The sequence below is a fragment of the Gryllotalpicola koreensis genome (assembly GCF_039538185.1).
Lineage (GTDB): Bacteria > Actinomycetota > Actinomycetes > Actinomycetales > Microbacteriaceae > Gryllotalpicola > Gryllotalpicola koreensis.
The window spans coordinates 11,252-27,506 of the sequence record NZ_BAABBW010000005.1 but is presented as its reverse complement, the minus strand read 5'-3'; the positions used below and the strand labels follow the sequence as shown (position 1 = coordinate 27,506).

The window sequence follows — 16,255 nt, the reverse complement described above, 5'->3', positions numbered from 1 at the left end:
CAGACGGCATAGGCTCGCACTCGTGCGGCGCGTGACGATTCTCGATGACTATCAGCAGGTGGCGCTGTCGTCGGCCGATTGGTCGGCGGTCGCGCAGCGCTTCGAGCTTGACGTGGTGCACGAGCATCTCGAGACGGATGCCGCGGCCGAGCGCCTCGCGCACAGCGCGGTCGTCGTCGCGATGCGCGAGCGCACGACGTTCCCGGCCGAGCTCTTCGAGCGGCTGCCCGAGCTCAGGCTGCTCGTGACCACGGGCATGAAGAACGCTGCTATCGACCTCGACGCGGCGGCGGCGCGCGGCATCGCCGTCTCCGGCGCGCGCGGCGGCGGCAACAGCGTCGCCGAGCTCACCATCGGCATGATGATCGCACTCACCCGGCACTTCGCCGAGGAGGACGCCGCGATCCGCGCCGGCCGCTGGCAGCACACCATCGGGCCCGGGCTGCAGGGGCTCACGCTCGGGGTGCTCGGGCTCGGGCGGCTCGGCGGACCCGTCGCCGACCTCGCGAACGCGTTCGGCATGCGGGTGATCGCGTGGGATCGCTCGATCACTTCCGAGCGCGCGGCGCGGCATGGGGCGACCGTCGTCGACCGGGATGCCCTCTTCGCGGAATCCGATGTCCTCACCGTTCATATGCCGCTGTCGGAAAGCAGCCGCGGGCTGGTCGGTGTGCGCGAGCTCGGGCTTATGAAGCCGACGGCATATCTCGTCAACACCTCGCGGGGGCCGATCGTCGACGAGGCCGCGCTGCTCGACGCGCTCACCGCGGGGCGGCTCGCGGGTGCGGCGCTCGACGTGTACGACGTCGAGCCGCTGCCGGCGGGGCATCCGTTGCGCAGTGCGCCGAACACCTTGCTGCTGCCGCACCTCGGCTACGTCACCACCGACCAGTACGCGCGCTTCTATGCCGACGTCGTCGAGGACATCCTCGCGTGGGACGACGGCGCGCCGGTGCGCCTGCTCGAGGCGTAGGCGGCGGCATGCTCGGCGAGGGCCTGGCGATCCGGCGCGTGGCGGAGCACCCGGAGGATCGGATGCCGCGCGGCGTGTGGCCCGCGACGCTGCCCGCCGTGCGGCAGCTGCTCGACGATGGCCTCGAGCTCGGGCCGGCCACGGTGTTCGTCGGAGAGAACGGCGCGGGCAAGTCGACGCTGATCGAGGCGATCGCCGGCGCCTTCGGGCTCTCACCCGAGGGCGGAACCACGGGAGCGAACCTGCACACGCGGGTGTCCGAATCGGAGCTCTGGCGGCACCTGTCCATCGCGCGCGCCCCGGGCGGCGCGCGCCGCGGCTTCTTCCTGCGCGCCGAGACGATGCACGGCTTCTTCACCTATCTCGAGCGGAATCCCGGCACGCGCCCCGAGCCGGTCTTCCACGAGCTGTCGCACGGCGAGTCGTTCCTCGAGCTGGTCGTGAGTCGTTTCCGCGGCCGCGGGCTGTGGGTGCTCGACGAGCCGGAATCCGCGCTCTCGTTCAGCGGGTGCCTCGCCCTGCTCGGCGCGCTGCAGCAGCTGCTCGCCGAGGGCGGCTCGCAAGTCATCCTGTCGACGCACTCACCGATCCTCGCGCGGCTCGCGGGCGCCCGCGTCCTCGAGGTGGGCGAGTGGGGCATCCGTGAGAAGCCGTGGGAGGAGCTCGACCTCGTCACCAACTGGCGGCTTTTCCTGGATGCCCCGGAGCGCTACCTGCGCCACCTCGAGTGAGCGAGGTCAGCCGCGTCGCAGCGGTCGGTGCAGCGACGCGCCCTCGACGTCGACGTTCGGCACGATGCGGTCGAGCCACGCGGGCAGCCACCAGGCCGCGCGGCCGAACAGCGTGAGCACCGCGGGCACGAGCGTCATGCGCACCACGAACGCGTCGATCACGATGCCGACCGCCAGCGCGAACGCGATCGGCCTGATCGTGGAGTCGCCCTCCACGACGCCGTTGCCGAAGACCCCGATCATGATCAGCGCGGCCGCGGCGACGACCTTCGCGCCCTGCTGGAAGCCGGTCGAGACGGCGCCTCTGGCGGTCTCATGGTGCACGAAATGCTCGCGCATGCCGGTCACGAGGAACATCTCGTAGTCCATCGACAGGCCGAACAGCACGCCGATCACGATGGTCGGCAGGAAGGCGAGCAGCGGTGCGGGCGGGTCGACGCCGAACAGGCCGCCGAGCCAGCCCCACTGGAACACCGCGACGGTCACGCCGAGCGAGGCGCCGAGGCTGAGCAGGAAGGTGACCGCAGCCTTGAGCGGCACGAGCAGCGAGCGGAACACCGCGACCATGAGCAGGAAGGCGAACGCCGCGATCAGCCCGAGATAGAGCGGCAGGGCATCGGCGAGGCGGTTCGAGATGTCGATGTCCACAGCGGTGTCGCCGGTCACGTCGAGCTTCGGCGAGCCCGGCAGCGAGCGGGCGATGGATGCCTCGCGCAGGCTGTGCACGAGCGTGACGGTCGCCTCGTCGGAGGGACCGGACTTCGGCACGACGGCGAGCAGCACCCGGTCGCCCGTGAGCCCCGCGAGCTGGGTCTCGGCCACGCCCGTGGTGTGCCCGACCTTGTCGGCGAGCGCGGCGGCCTCAGCCTGTGTCGCCGCGGAGGGGTACGTCGCGAGGATCTCGAGCGGTCCGTTGATGCCCGCCCCGAAGCCGTCGGCGAGCAGATCGGAAGCCTGCCGCTCGGTCGTCGAGCCCGGCTGGGTGCCGTCGTTGCCGAGGCCGAGGCGCAACCCGGCGATCGGCGCGGCGAGTACACCCACGACGACGAGTGACGCGACGAGGAAGAGGACGGGGCGCCTCTGCACGACACGGACCCATCCCGCTGAGAGGCGGCCGGGCCCCTTCATCTCGCCCGCGGCCAGTCGGCGGCGGGCGCGCGCGGTGAGGATGCGGCTGCCGGCCAGCGACAGGAATGCCGGGGTGAGCGTGAGCGAGACGAGCATCGCCACGAAGACGGCGAAGGCGGCGGCGAGGCCCATCTGCGTGAGGAATCCCAGGTTCTCCACCGCGAGCCCTGCGAGCGCGATGACGACCGTCATGGCCGCGAAGAACACGGCGGTCCCGGCGGTGCCGACGGCGAGGGGCAGCGACTCCTTCGGGTCCATGCCTTCGAGGAGCTGGCGCCGGTGGCGGCTCACGATGAAGAGCGAGTAGTCGATGCCGACGGCGAGCCCGAGCAGCAGCGCGAGCGTCGGCGCGACCGACGTCAGCGAGACGAAGCTCGTCGCCGCGTAGATCGCCGTGACGCCCGTGCCGAGGCCGATGAGCGCGGACAGCAACGGCATGCCCGCCGCGAGGATCGTGCCGAAGGTCACCAGCAGCACGATCAGCGCCAGGATGATGCCGGGAAGCTGACTCGACGTGGCACCCGTCTGGCCGACGAGGCCGGACGTCGCGGCGACCTGCAGCTGCGCCGTGTTCGCGTGCGAGACCAGCGAGCGGATGCCTGACTCGGTGCTCGAGGAGGGCGAGCCCGCGTCGAGCGTGACGGAGATGTAGCCGACGCGGCCGGCTGGGGACAGGCCGCCGGCCGTCTTGTCGGCGAAGGGGTCGGTGGCCGAGGCCACGCCGTGGACCTCGGCGAGCTTGGAGGTCAGCGTCGCAACGGCTGCGGCGTCGGCATCCGTCAGTTTCTCTCCCTTCGGCGCCGCGAAGACCACGCGGCCGCTGCCGTGGTCGTCGCCGCCGAAGGTCTTCTGCACCTCGTCCAGCGTCGTGATCGACTGCAGCCCCTTGACCGTGATGTGCGCGTCGAGCGGCTTCGCGAACGCCGTCATGCTGCCCACCGCCGCGGCGAGCAGCACGACCCACGCCACGATCACCCACCAGCGACGTCGCGCACTGAACGCGCCAACGGCTTCCAACCACCGAGCCACAGCAACCTGCTTCCAGATCTAGCGGGCGGCTGATTCCGCCCCATTCGATGCTCGCGATCGGGGCGGTCGGGTACCTCAGCCCGCGGGTGGAGACAGGGTGGATGCCGGGTTGAGTTTCACTGCGTGAGCAACTCGCGAGGCTTTTGAGTGACTCTTGCGGCACAAGGTAGTGAGGTCTACCATGCGGCGCATGGCAGGGGAAAGCAGGCGTAGCCAGATGCTCCGCGGAGTGCTCGACCTCTGCCTGCTCGCGGTCCTGCAGGAGGGACCGGCCTACGGCTACGAGATGACCAAGCGGCTGCGCGAGCGCGGACTCAGCTCGGTCGGCGAGGGATCGATCTACCCGCTGCTGGCGCGGCTCGAGCGCGATGGCCTGGTCGAGACGTACCGGGCCGCGAGCGACGGCGGCCCGCCGCGGAAGTACTACCGGCCGTCGCGCGCGGGCCAGCTGGCGCTCGCGCTCGGAGTTTCAGAGTGGCGGGCAGCCCGCGATGAGGTCGATGCTGTGCTCGCCCAGATCACGATCGAGGTGGCGTCATGAATGAGTTCATCGAGCAGTGCCGCGCCGAGTGGCGGCGCATCGGGGTCGCCGCGGGCGACGTCGACGAACTGGCGGGCGAGCTCGCCGCAGACCTGGCGGCGGCGGCCGCCGACGGAGTCTCGCTCGAAGGGTTCCTCGGCGCCAGCGCCGCCGACCCGCGCAGCTTCGCCGCGGCCTGGGCTGCCGAGCGGGGGCTGATCCCGGCTCCCGACGGCCGCGCAGGCGGCGTTCGCAGCGGGCGTGCCACGCTCATCGCCTTCACCGCGATCGCGGCGGTCGTCTTCGTCGCCGCGGCGCTGTTGCTCGCCACCGGCGAGCCGAAGGTGACCCTGCTGACCGCGGGACGGTTGTCCCCGCTGGCCGGCGGCTCGAGCTTCACGCCGCCGCCGAGCCGCGTGCTCACCGGGGCGGCGGCCCCGATCGAGTGGGCGCTGCTGACCTTCTCGGCGCTCGCGCTGGCGTTCTGCGCGTGGCAGTGGGCGCGGCGATCTCACGCGAGACGGCCCGGAATGGCGCTCTGAGCGCGCAGAGCCTCATCGCGGAGCGTCTCGTGCGGGGCCGGCCTCAGTGCGGGGCATCCGTCGCTTGCTCGAGTCTGGCGCGCGTGACCAGGCCGCGCACGCGGCCCTCGTCCAGCACAAGGGCGACCTGCCAGTCCGGGTCGACGGATGCCGCGCGCCCCGCCGCCGCACCACGAGACTCACCCGCCCCGAGCCGCACCGGGGTCGGCAGCGCGGCGTCGGCCGCCGTGCCGGCCTCGGCGAGCCGGGCGGCCGTCGTCCAGCCGGCGACGTCGGCGTGGTGCGGGTCGGCCGTCGTGCGCTCGCGCTCGTAGAGCACGGCGACGGGCTCCTCGCCGGCGCCCGCCGCAACGAGCTCGGCGGCCGCCGAGGCGCCGGTGCGTGAGCGGCCGATGGTGCGCAGCGGCGCCGCGACGGCCCCCACGACGTCGCCCGCCTCTGTGCGGAATCCGTTCGCCAGCAGCCAGTCGTCGTTGTAGTAGGTCGACAGGTACGCGCGGCCGGAGTCGGGCAGCAGGATGACGACGGTCGCAGACTCGTCGAGGCTCGCCGCGAGCCGCAGCCCGGCGGCGAGCGCGACGCCGGAGGAGCCGCCTGCGAGGATCCCCTCGGTGCGCGCCACCTCGCGAATCGTGGCGATCGCCTCGGCGTCGGTGACGGGCGAGTACGCGTCGATCACCGTGAGGTCGAGGGATTCCGGCCAGGTGTCCTCGTCGGCCAGCGGGTGCACGAAATGGCCGGCGCCTTCGATGAACTTCTGGCTGCCGTCACCGCCGGAGTACGACGACGTGGCGGGGTCGGCGCCGATGATGCGCACGGCTCCGGCCGAGGCCTCCTTCAGGAAGCGCCCGGTGCCCGAGATCGTGCCGCCGGTGCCGACCGTCGCGACGAAGTGGGTCACCGAGCCCTCGGAATCCGCCCAGATCTCAGGCCCGGTGGTGGCGACGTGGGCGGCCGGGTTCGCGGGGTTGTCGTACTGGTTGGCGAGCCACGCCCCGGGCGTCGACGCGACGAAGCGCTCAGCCACCGACTTGAGCGAGTCAGGATGCGTCTTCGGCACGAACGCGTCGACGAGCCGCAGCTCGGCGCCATGTGCGACCAGCAGATCCCGCTTCTCCTTCGAGATGCTCGAGCTCGTGAAGATCACCGAGCGGTAGCCGAGATGCGCGGCGTACAGCGCGAGCCCGATGCCCGTGTTTCCGCTCGTCGTCTCGACGACGGTGCCGCCGGGGGCGAGCGCGCCCGAGGCCTCTGCCGCGCGCAGCATCGAGAGCGCGGCGCGGTCCTTCACGCTGCCGCCGGGGTTGTACCACTCGGGTTTCACGTAGATGCGCGGGCGCAGCCCGGTCTTCGTGAGCCGGATCAGTGGCGTGCCGCCGATCGCCTCTGCGACGGATTCGAAGCGGGTCATGAGGTCTCCCTACTGGACGCGGTAATGCAGGTCTGCCGTGTACTGCTCGAGCGCGCTCGCGACGACCGTGATGCTCGCGGTCCATTCGCCCGTGCGCGGCACGGTGACCGCGGCGCTCGTGAAGGTGACGGGGGTGGGCTTGCCGGGGTGCACGACGCCGGCGAGGCGATACGGGAAATCCACCGCGAGGCTCTTCACGGGGCCGCCCGCCTGGCTGAGCGACACGTCGAGCGCATCGGGCAGAGCCGCGTTGAAGCTGGGTTCGAGCACGGTGATCTTGAGCGTCTCGGGTCCGGTGCGCGTCGGCGACACCTCGAGCGTGACGCGATACGGCCCGATCTTCTCGTGCTGGGTCACGGTCGGCGCGTAGTCGGCGGCGGCCGGCGTGATCGAGGACAGCACGCCGGAGGCCACGACGACGGATGCCGCGATGCCGGCCTCCCAGCGCACCCGGTTGCGCAGCACGGCCGTACGGCCGGGAGCCGGCTGGGCGCTCGCGGCCGCCCTCGCCGCGTGCGTCTCGCGCCGCACCCAGAAGTGGCCGCGCACGGCGAGGGCGAGCACCCCCGCGACGAGCGCGAGCTTGATGATGAGAATCCCGCCGTACTGCGTCGTGACGAGAGCCGCGGGGTAGCGCACCTCGACGAGGCCCTGCACGACGCCCGAGAGCGCGAGGGCGGCGACGCTCGCGCCGGCGTAGAGCGACCAGTGCGGCATCCGTCGCAGCCGCTCTGCGCTGAGCCGCCCGCGCAACAGCAGCCAGCCGAGCACAGCGAGCCCGCCGAGCCAGGCCACGGCCGAGATGGCGTGCAGTGCGGTCGACGCGAAGTACCACCAGGCGTGCGAACCGCCGTGGCCGTTGACGACCACCGTGCCGACGGCGGCGAGCCCCGCCGCGGCGAACACGGCGCGCGCCGTGCGGCGCGGGCGGTCCGCCGCCGCCGGCCCCGCGACCGCCGCCGCGATGCCGAGCGCGACGATGCGCGCGTAGACGGCGATCGCGTACGACGACGTGGCGAAGGTGGCGAGCGCGCCCGATTCCCACAGGTGCTGCAGTCCGAGCTGGAGAACGGATGCCGCAGCCGCGACCGCCGCGCCCACCCGTGCCACCCGCAGCACGGTGCGGCGCTCGTCGGCGGCGGCGCCGAGCAGCAGTGCGGCGGGCGGCACGCCGAGCCCGACGACGAGCGCGAGGTAGAGCAGGCCCTTCGCGAGGCCGACGAGCAGCGACAGGACAGCGCTCGGCTGGGGCGCCTCTGGGGCGGCGGCCGCGGTCGCCGGCACGCCGTAGCCGAACTCGATCGAGCCGCCGACGGGGTGCGTGTCGGCGGAGACGACCGACCAGCTGGCGATGTAGCTGTCCTTCGCGATGCCCGGTTTGATGCCGATCGTGAGGGTCGTGCGGTCGGCGCTGAGGTTCGGTGCGCCGGTGTCGACGCGTCTGCCCGCCGAGTCGAGCACGGTCGCTTCATCGGCGGTGCCCGGAAGGGTGACGGGCTCGTCGAAGGAGACGCGCACCGTCGTCGGCGCGGCGGCGAGCTCGGCGCCGTTTCCCGGCGTGCTCGAGACGATGTAGGCATGAGCCGAGGCGGGCTGCTGCGACAGCAGGCCTCCGCTCACGCCGAAGAGAAGGCCGAGGGCGACGCCAAGCGCCGCGACCTGCGCGAGGCGGCGCGTGCGCGCCCCCGGCCGGTTCGTCACGACCGCGCGCGCCTGAGCGCGACGGCCGCGGCTCCAGAGGCGGCGAGCGCCACGACGACACCGGCGACGCCAAAGCCCAGCGCCCACCCGTCGACGGGCGACGCCGCGGGCGCGGCCTGGGCGGCGGAGGATCCCTGCGACGCCGACACGTCGGCGGCGGTCGCCGTGCCGCCCGCCGCGGGCTTCGTGACGACGACGCTCGGCGCCGGGTGCTCGGCCTCGGCCCCGCCCTGTGCCTGCTGCGACCAGTCGACGACGGATCCGTCCGAGTACTTCTGCTCGGTGGGCAGGAACAGCGTGCCGGCATCCGGCAGCGGTCCGACGGAGAGCGGGAACTGGCCGAACTGCCCCGGCGCGAGCCCGCCGCCGGTCGCCGTCCACACCACCTGCGTCACCGCAGAGTCGATCGTGTTCCCGTCGTCGTCCGTGAGCGGCTTGGCGAGCTTCGTCGTGACGAGCTTCGCCGTCCAGCCGGGCACGGGCTGGTACGTGACCGAGGTGAAGGGGTGCTCGGTCGGCAGCTGCACGGTGAGCGACACGGTGCTCGCCGTCGCCGACTCGGTCGGCACGCGGAAGGTCAGCACCGTGTACCCGCCGGCGGCCGTCGACGAGGCATCCACCTTCACATGCGCCGATGCGGCAGGCGCGGCGGCCAACGCGAGGGCGACGGATGCAGCGAGCACGGCGGCACCTGCGATCAGGCGCGATGCGAGGCGGGTCATGAGGCGTTCTCCAGTTCGTCGGGCTGCAGCCCCGCGGCGTCGAGCTCGCCGAGGATGCGGTCCCGCAAGGCGATGAACTCGGGGGAGGACTGGTCGCGCGGCCGGGGCAGGTCGACGTCGATGACGTCGCGCACCGTGGCCGGGCGGGGCGAGAACACGACGACGCGATCGGCGAGCACGAGCGCTTCCGGCACGTCGTGCGTGATGAGCACGGCGGTGAAGCCGCGCTGCTGCCACAGCCGCTCGAGCTCGCCCTGCAGTACCCGTCGGGTGAGGGCGTCGAGCGCGCCGAGTGGCTCGTCGAGCAGCAGCACCGACGGCTCGTTGACGAGCGCGCGGGCGAGCGCCGTGCGCTGCGCCATGCCGCCCGAGATCTGCGAGGGGTAGGCGTCGGCGAAGTCCGAGAGGCCGACGAGCTCGAGCACCTCGTCGATCTTCGCGGCGGAATCCCTCAGGATGCCGCGCGCCTGCGGGCCGAGTGCGACGTTCTGGCGCACCGAGCGCCACGGCAGCAGGGTCGGGTCCTGGAACACGAGCGCGCGGCTGGGGTCGGGGCCCGACACGGACTTGCCGCTCACATAGACGTTGCCGAACAGCGGCGTGTCGAGCCCCGCCAGCAGGCGGATCAGCGTCGACTTGCCCGAGCCGCTCGGCCCGACGAGCGCGATGAACTCGCCCGGTCGCGCAGAGATCGAGACGTCGTCGAGCACGAGCAGGTCGCTGCCGTGACTGCGGAAGGCCTGCGTGACGCCGACGAGGTCGATGGGGGCGCCCTTCGCGGCGGCATCCGTCACCATCTGGTCAACTCCTTCTCCCAGCGCAGCACGTAGTTGCGCACCCGGAACAGCAGGGTCAGCGCCGCGCCGCAGACGACGACGAGCACGACGATGCCGGCGTACAGTCCCGGGTAGTTCCCGAAGCCCTTCATGTAGGTCAGGTACCAGCCGAGCCCCGCGTTGACGCCGAAGTTCTCGGCGACGGTGAGGCTTACGAACGCGGCGCTGAGCGCCATGAACGCGCCGGTGAAGATGCTCGGCAGCGCGGCGGGCAGGCTCACGCGAGCGACGAGGAACCAGCCCCGAGCGCCCAGGGTCTGCGCCACGTCGTAGTACGAGCGAGGGACCGAGAGGATGCCGGCACGGGTCAGCACCGTGATCGGGAACCACACGCTCAGGGCGATCATGAACACCGCTCCCGCGTACGTCGAGGGGAACAGCACGAAGACGATCGGCACCCAGGCGAGCGAGGGCACCGGGCCGATGAAGATCAGGATCGGGTGCACCCAGTAGTTGGCGGCCTGGAACCAGCCGATCGTGACGCCCGTGATGAGCCCGGCGATGAGGCCGACGGCGAAGCCCACCGCGAGCAGCAGCAGCGAGGCGCCGAGGCTCTCGGCGAGGATCCCGCGCTCCTGCCACAGGCTCGTCAGGATCTGCTGCGGCGCATCGAAGTAGGGCGGCGCGAGCAGCGAGGTCTTGGCGGTCGAGAACTCCCAGAAGAGCAGCCAGATGCCGGCGCCCAGCACCCACTTCGCATCGTGCGTGAGGTGGCGCACGGCCCATGCGCGGGCGGGGCCTCTCGCCGTGCCGAGTGCCCAGACCGCGGCCCAGGCCGCCGCGATGGCGAGCGCGACGACGACCACGAAGCCGGTGGTCTCGTCGATCGATCCCTCCGCCGCCATCGGCAGGTCGACGGTGTTCGGCACGAGCTTCGCGACCGCGGCGAAGGCGAGCCACGCGGCGATGCCCGCGCCGACCGTCACTGGGTACACCCGCTCGGGGTTGGCGATCCGTTCGAGGGCGGCGTGGATGCGCGTCTGACGCTCGGGTGCCGGGCCGACCGGCGCCGCCCCGGCCCGGTGCGGGCTCGAGACGGCGCCGGCGAGGCGCGTGGTGTCTGCCATTGCTCGTCTCAGAAGTTCAGGCCGAGGTCCACGAACGCCTTGTCCGCGAGGGCCTTCGCGTTCGTCGACTTCGGCAGGAAGCCGGTCTTGATGTACTTCTCGATGCCCGGCTCGAGCACCTTGTGCAGGTTCTTCGGCGAGGGCCTGAAGGTCAGCGTCTTGAGCACCGGCAGGATCTCCTCCGGCTTCCCCGCGACGTACTTGCCCGACTCGAGCTCGGCCGTCGCCTCGAGGTTCGCGCCGGCCCAGCGCGAGCCCTGCGCCCAGGCGGTGACGAGCTTCGCGGCGGTGACCGGGTCCTGCGAGACGAAGGTGTTGTTCAGCACGACGGCGCAGCACGGCTCGTCGGCGTTCTTGCTCAGGTTGCGGTTGTTCGAGATCTCGGTGGCCCAGCCGTCCTTGACGGCCTGGATGATCGGCAGGAATCCGCCCGCCGTCGCGATCGCGTCGACCTTGCCGTCCTTGAGAGCCTGCGGCAGCAGGGTCTGGTCGGTGATGACGACCCACTCGACCTGCTTGGCCTCCGGGCTCGAGTTGATGCCCGCGTCGAGCAGGTCGAGCGAGAAGAAGTTCGTCGACGAGCCCTGCAGGCTCGTCACGCCGATCTTCTTGCCCTTGAGGTCGGCGACCTTCGTGATGTCGCCGTCCGACTTCACGTACAGGTCGAGGCAGCCGTAGTGCAGGCCGCCCGACAGCTTCACGGGCGTGCCGTTGTAGATCGGGTCGAGGTAGTTGAAGAAGATGCCGTTCGAGGCCGTGTACTTGCCCGAGCCGACCGCCTCGACGACGTTCTCGCCGTCACCGGTCTTGAGCAGTTTGACGTTGAGGCCGGCCTTGTCGAAGAAGCCCTTCTCGTAGGCCACGACGAGCGGGGCCTCGCAGACGCCGCTCGGGCTCGTGATCTTGATCTCCTTGTCGGCCCATGACGTCGTGACGGCGAGGCCGTTCGCCGTCTTCTTGGGCTGGCTGGCGATGAAGGCCCAGCCGCCCAGGCCGCCGGCCAGGACGACGGCGGCGCCGATGCCGACGCCGGTCAGCAGGCCGCGACGGGAGACCTTCTTCGGGGCATCCGGGTCGTCGGCCGCGGTGTTCTCGATGCGCGCCCCGCTGGGCAGGACGTTCTGGTCCTCGGGCTCGGGTGCCGAGTCGGGGGATGCGGGCGTGTTGTCGCTCATGATGTTCCTCGGTGTGGGGTGGTGTGCGTGATGGGGGTGGGTGCTGCTCAGCCGAAGGTGCCGGCCGACAGGTAGCGCTCGCCGGTGTCCGGCAGCACGGCGACGATGATGCGGCCCGCGAACTCCGGCCGGGCGGCGAGCTGCGTGGCCGCGTAGACGATCGCGCCACTCGAGGTGCCGACGAGCAGCCCCTCCTCGCGGGCGAGAGCGCGTGCGGTCTCGCGTGCTTGGGCGGTCTCGAGCGCGATCACCTCGTCGGCGATCGTCAGGTCGTAGTTCCCCGGCAGGAACTCGGCCTCGACCTCGGTCACCTTGTGCACGCCGTCGATCTCGGCGGGGTAGGGGTTCTCGGGCGTCGGCAGCGAGCCGAGGCCTGGCTCGGCGACGGCGACGAACACCGCGGGGTTCTGCTCCTTGAGGAACCGGCCGGAGCCCGAGATGGTGCCGCCCGTGCCGACCCCGCCGACGATCGCCGCGACCTCGCCGTCGGTGTCGCGCCAGATCTCGGGGCCGGTCGTCTCGTAGTGCACCTGCGGGTTCGCCGGGTTGCCGAGCTGGTTCGCGAAGAACGCATCGGGGTTGTCCGCGGCGATCTTCTCGAGGAACACGGGCAGGAAGGCCGGGTCGGCGAACTCGCTGTTCGGCACCTTCACCAGCTCGGCGCCGTACGCCTCGAGCAGCGTGATCTTGTCGGGGCTGATGTTGTCGCTCAGGTAGAACTTGGTGCGGTAGCCGAGCCGGGCGGCGAGCGCCGCGAGCGCGATGCCCGTGTTGCCGCTCGTGATGTCGACGATGGTGCCGCCCGGCTTGAGCTGCTCCGAGACCTCGCCTTGGCGGATGATCGCGTGCGCCGCGCGGTCCTTCACGCTCCCCGCGGGGTTGAAGTACTCGACCTTGGCGACGATGCGGCCCGCGAGGCCGCGCGTCTCGGTGTACTTGCCGAGCTCGATGAGCGGAGTGTTTTCGATCAGCTCGGTGATGTCGTGGTGAATGTTCGGCATGGCTCCGGATGAAATCAGCGCCCGAGCCGCGCCGCACCCCTCGAGCAATTCCGCGTAAGGAAATGACACGGTTCGTCACACGGCGCCCGTCGCGTGGCATCCCTTGCGCCACCCGCCATAGCGTCGCCGCATGAGCACGATCCTGACCGAGACGCCGACCGACTTCGCTGCAGAGTGGCGCGCATGGCACGCGGCCCATGAGAAGAACCGCGCGAGTGAGCACGGATTCCTCGCCATCACGAGCATCCGCTGGCTGACCGCCGGTCCCGAGCGCTTCGACGACGTGCCCGGCTCCTGGTCGGTGGGAGACGAGGGGATCGTCGTCGCGCTCGCCGCAGGGGAGAGCCTCGAGTTCGAGGGCGCGACCCTGATCGGCCGGCACGTCTTCGGCCACCTGCCCGAGCGGGCCAGCTGGTTCGCCTACTGGGAGGCGCCGGAGGGGCGCGCGGCGGTCGAGATCGCCCGCAGGGGTGGGAACGACATCATCCGCCCGCGGCATCCGAACGCCCCGATCCGCTCCGCCTATCAGGGCACGGATGCCTACGAGCCCGACCCCCGCTTCGTGATCGACGGCCGTTTCGAGGCCTTCGCCGAGCCGCGGCCCGTGACCGTCGGCTCGGTGGTCGACGGGCTGCAGCACGTGTACGACGCGGTCGGCACGATCTCGTTCGAGCTCGACGGACCGCGCTCGCTGCTCGCGTTCAACGGGCACGGCGGCGGCCTGCATGTGCTGTTCACCGACCTGACGAGCGGCGTCACGACCTATGCCGCGAACCGCAGTCTCAACCTCGCGGAGCCTGACGCCGACGGCCGCGTGCGCCTCGACTTCAATCGCGCGACCAACCTGCCGTGTGCGTACACTCCGTTCGCGACCTGCCCGCTGCCGCCCGCCGAGAACCGCCTCGGCGCCGCGGTCGAGGCGGGCGAGAAGACGCCGGTGAAGGAGACCGAGCGATGACCCGCCCCTTCGCCCTCGCCGTCGAGCTCGACGGCGCAGGCTCACATCCCGCCGCCGCGCGCGCGGCCGGCCTCGGCCCGCACGAACTGCTCACGGCCGCGCCGGTCGCGGCCCACGTGCGCGAGGCCGAGCGGGCCGGCTTCACGGCGGCGACCTTCGCCGACTCGCCGCTCAGCACCCGCATCGACGCCATTCAGCGCGCCTCGTTCGCCGCGCCGCTCACGGGAGCCCTCGGCCTCATCCCGGTCGCGCACTCGGTGTACTCCGAGCCGTTCCACGTCGCGACGCAGCTCGCCACCGTCGACTACGCCTCCTACGGCCGCGCCGGCTGGATCGTCGGCGTCGACGCCGACCCCCGCATCGCCGTCGAGTACGGCCGTGAGGCCGTCGGCCCCGAGCGCGCCGCGGGCGTCGCACGCGACGCCGTCGAGGTCGCCCGCCGCCTCTGGGACAGCTGGGAGGACGATGCCGTCATCCGCGACACGACCACCTGGCGCTACCTCGACCGCGAGAAGGTGCACCACATCGACTTCGAGGGCAAGAGCTTCTCGGTGAAGGGCCCGAGCATCATCCCGCGGCCGCCGCAGGGCCAGCTTCCGGTGTTCACGGATTCCGCATCGGGCGTCGTCGGCGACGTCGCCCTGCTCACCTCGAGTGCGCAGACGGCGGTGGCCGCGGCCCGCGAGTCGGGTGCGGCGCTCGTGTGGCTCGAGCTCGAGGTCGCCCTCGACCGGGCCGGGCTGAGCGGTGCCGAGCGCATCGAGCGCCTCGACGAGCTCGAGCCGTGGGCGCGCGAGGGCTTCGGCCGCTACGTCGGCGACGCGGCGGGTCTCGTCGAGCTGCTCGGCGAGCTGGCCGATCTGTTCGACGGCGTGCGCCTGCACCCGGCAGTGCTGTCTGAGGATCTTGAGGAGCTCGGCCGCGCCGTGCTGCCCGAGCTGCGCCGCCGGGGCATCCACACCCCGCCTGCCATCGGCACGACCCTGCGCGAGAGCATCGGGCTGCCGGCATCCGTCAACCGCTACGCAACGAAGGCATCCGCATGAGCGCGCCCATCCGCAATCAGATCCAGTTCGGCGTCTTCTTCCAGGGCGTCAACTTCTCGACCATCTGGACCGACCCGAAGAGCGGCTCGCAGACCGACTTCGAGTCGTTCCGACGCGTCGCGCAGACCGCCGAGCGCGGCCTGTTCGCGGCGTTCTTCCTGGGGGAGGGCCTGCGCCTGCGCGAGCACCTCGGCAAGCTGCACGACCTCGATGTCGCCGGCCGCCCCGACGCCCAGACGCAGCTCGCGGCCCTTGCCGCGGTCACCTCGAAGATCGGGCTGGTCGCGACGCAGAACGCGACCTACAACGACCCCTTCGACCTCGCCCACCGGCTGCAGAGCCTCGACCTGCTCTCCGGCGGCCGCGCGGCGTGGAACATCGTGACGACGGACAACGCCTGGACGGGGGCGAACTTCCGCCGCGGCGGCTACCTCGACCATGCCGACCGCTACACGCACGCCGAGCAGGTCGTCGAGACCGTGCGCGCCGTGTGGGACTCATGGGATGCCGACGACCACGCCCACCTGGTCGCGCGCGACTTTGGCGCCTTCGACGTGCGCGGGCTCGGCCGTCTGCCGCCCAGCCCGCAGGAGCACCCGGTGCTCTTCCAGGCAGGCGACTCCGACGAGGGGCGCGACTTTGCCGCCCGCAGCGCCGAGGTGATCTTCAGCGCGCACGGGCTGTTCGAGCCGGCGAAGGCGTTCGCGGAGGACATCCGCCGCCGCACCGTGCTCGCCGGACGCCCTGCCGACGACCTCAAGATCTTCCCGGGCCAGCAGTTCGTGCTCGCCGAGACCGACGTCGAGGCACGCGAGAAGGCCCTCTGGGTGCGCGAGCAGCAGATCACCCCCGCGACGGCGATCGCGTTCCTCGAGAACATCTGGGGAACGTCGCTCGCCGCCTATGACCCCGACGGGCCTCTGCCCGACATCGACCCCGTCGTCGAGGTCACGGGCGAGACGCGCGGCGCCGGCTTCCGTGCGAAGAAGACGAAGGAGACCGCGGATGCCTGGCGCGAGCAGGCCGCAGCCGAGAACCTCTCCATCCGAGAGTTCGTGTTCAAGGTCGGCGGACGCCTCGAGGGCGGCATCATCGGCAGCTACCAGACGGTCGCCGACCTGCTGGCGCGCTACGCCGACGAGCACGTCGTGGACGGCTTCAACGTCTCGCCGTACCTGATCCCCTCCGGCCTCGATGACATCGTCAACCACCTCGTGCCCGAGCTGCAGGAGCGCGGCGTCTACCCCACGGAGTACCGCGGCGACACCCTGCGCGAACACCTGGGCCTGCGCCCACCGCTCACGCGCCGGGGCGCGCAGGGCACCCCCCACCAGGCGCCTTCCTTCGACCTGGTCTGAGCTGCCCACCGAGAAGTGCGGCGATGTCGTCTGCATCGAACCCAGGCGACATCCCGG

15 protein-coding genes are annotated in these 16,255 nt (G+C 71.7%); 7 read left to right on the top strand and 8 right to left on the bottom strand.

The features are described from left to right. Positions 1-31 precede the first annotated feature (31 nt). Both ABD708_RS14545 and ABD708_RS14540 read left to right on the top strand, forming a co-directional pair. Positions 32-973 carry a D-2-hydroxyacid dehydrogenase family protein gene (locus tag ABD708_RS14545; RefSeq protein WP_344755711.1) on the top strand — a complete coding sequence of 314 codons (942 nt, stop codon included), beginning with the start codon at positions 32-34 and terminating at the stop codon, positions 971-973. A gap of 8 nt (positions 974-981) precedes the next feature. After that, entirely contained in the window at positions 982-1,704 is a 723-nt protein-coding gene (locus ABD708_RS14540; protein ID WP_344755709.1) for an AAA family ATPase, read from the top strand. A 6-nt stretch (positions 1,705-1,710) separates the two neighbouring features. On the opposite strand, the gene ABD708_RS14535 is transcribed toward ABD708_RS14540, so the two are convergent. Continuing rightward, positions 1,711-3,861: an MMPL family transporter gene (locus ABD708_RS14535; protein ID WP_344755707.1), complete on the bottom strand. Its 2,151-nt coding sequence runs from the start codon at positions 3,859-3,861 to the stop codon at positions 1,711-1,713. A gap of 217 nt (positions 3,862-4,078) precedes the next feature. Between ABD708_RS14535 and ABD708_RS14530 the strand changes: the two genes are divergently transcribed. Beyond that, positions 4,079-4,402 (top strand): PadR family transcriptional regulator, encoded by a 324-nt coding sequence (locus tag ABD708_RS14530; RefSeq protein WP_344755705.1) that lies wholly within the window; start codon positions 4,079-4,081, stop codon positions 4,400-4,402. Beyond that, complete coding sequence (locus ABD708_RS14525) at positions 4,399-4,923, top strand: hypothetical protein (RefSeq protein ID WP_344755703.1); 525 nt, start codon at positions 4,399-4,401, stop codon at positions 4,921-4,923. Before ABD708_RS14530 ends, ABD708_RS14525 begins: the two co-directional genes overlap by 4 nt. A gap of 43 nt (positions 4,924-4,966) precedes the next feature. Here ABD708_RS14525 and ABD708_RS14520 read toward each other — a convergent pair whose 3' ends face one another. Genes ABD708_RS14520 through ABD708_RS14490 form a run of 7 tightly spaced genes read right to left on the bottom strand, consistent with a single transcriptional unit; the run spans position 4,967 to position 12,836 of the window. Further along, a complete protein-coding gene (locus tag ABD708_RS14520) occupies positions 4,967-6,334 on the bottom strand; it encodes a PLP-dependent cysteine synthase family protein (RefSeq protein ID WP_344755701.1) in 1,368 nt (455 codons plus the stop codon). A 9-nt stretch (positions 6,335-6,343) separates the two neighbouring features. Further along, positions 6,344-8,035 carry a copper resistance CopC/CopD family protein gene (locus tag ABD708_RS14515; protein WP_344755699.1) on the bottom strand — a complete coding sequence of 564 codons (1,692 nt, stop codon included), beginning with the start codon at positions 8,033-8,035 and terminating at the stop codon, positions 6,344-6,346. Further along, a complete protein-coding gene (locus tag ABD708_RS14510) occupies positions 8,032-8,757 on the bottom strand; it encodes a YcnI family protein (protein WP_344755697.1) in 726 nt (241 codons plus the stop codon). The genes ABD708_RS14515 and ABD708_RS14510 overlap by 4 nt, the downstream gene beginning before the upstream one ends. After that, positions 8,754-9,554 (bottom strand): ABC transporter ATP-binding protein, encoded by an 801-nt coding sequence (locus tag ABD708_RS14505; protein ID WP_344755695.1) that lies wholly within the window; start codon positions 9,552-9,554, stop codon positions 8,754-8,756. Before ABD708_RS14505 ends, ABD708_RS14510 begins: the two co-directional genes overlap by 4 nt. Further along, on the bottom strand, positions 9,548-10,660 hold the full coding sequence (locus ABD708_RS14500) for an ABC transporter permease (protein WP_344755693.1): 1,113 nt from the start codon (positions 10,658-10,660) through the stop codon (positions 9,548-9,550). The genes ABD708_RS14505 and ABD708_RS14500 overlap by 7 nt, the downstream gene beginning before the upstream one ends. Positions 10,661-10,668: 8 nt before the next feature. Beyond that, positions 10,669-11,835 (bottom strand): ABC transporter substrate-binding protein, encoded by a 1,167-nt coding sequence (locus tag ABD708_RS14495; RefSeq protein ID WP_344755691.1) that lies wholly within the window; start codon positions 11,833-11,835, stop codon positions 10,669-10,671. Positions 11,836-11,882: 47 nt separating this feature from the next. After that, positions 11,883-12,836, bottom strand: coding sequence for a PLP-dependent cysteine synthase family protein (locus ABD708_RS14490; RefSeq protein WP_344755689.1), 954 nt, complete (start codon positions 12,834-12,836; stop codon positions 11,883-11,885). Between the two features lie 130 nt (positions 12,837-12,966). On the opposite strand from ABD708_RS14490, the gene ABD708_RS14485 reads away from it, so the two are divergent. Genes ABD708_RS14485 through ABD708_RS14475 form a run of 3 tightly spaced genes read left to right on the top strand, consistent with a single transcriptional unit; the run spans position 12,967 to position 16,198 of the window. Further along, positions 12,967-13,794 carry a DUF1684 domain-containing protein gene (locus tag ABD708_RS14485; protein ID WP_344755687.1) on the top strand — a complete coding sequence of 276 codons (828 nt, stop codon included), beginning with the start codon at positions 12,967-12,969 and terminating at the stop codon, positions 13,792-13,794. Further along, complete coding sequence (locus ABD708_RS14480) at positions 13,791-14,840, top strand: LLM class flavin-dependent oxidoreductase (protein ID WP_344755685.1); 1,050 nt, start codon at positions 13,791-13,793, stop codon at positions 14,838-14,840. Before ABD708_RS14485 ends, ABD708_RS14480 begins: the two co-directional genes overlap by 4 nt. Continuing rightward, complete coding sequence (locus tag ABD708_RS14475) at positions 14,837-16,198, top strand: NtaA/DmoA family FMN-dependent monooxygenase (RefSeq protein WP_344755683.1); 1,362 nt, start codon at positions 14,837-14,839, stop codon at positions 16,196-16,198. Before ABD708_RS14480 ends, ABD708_RS14475 begins: the two co-directional genes overlap by 4 nt. Positions 16,199-16,255 lie beyond the last annotated feature (57 nt).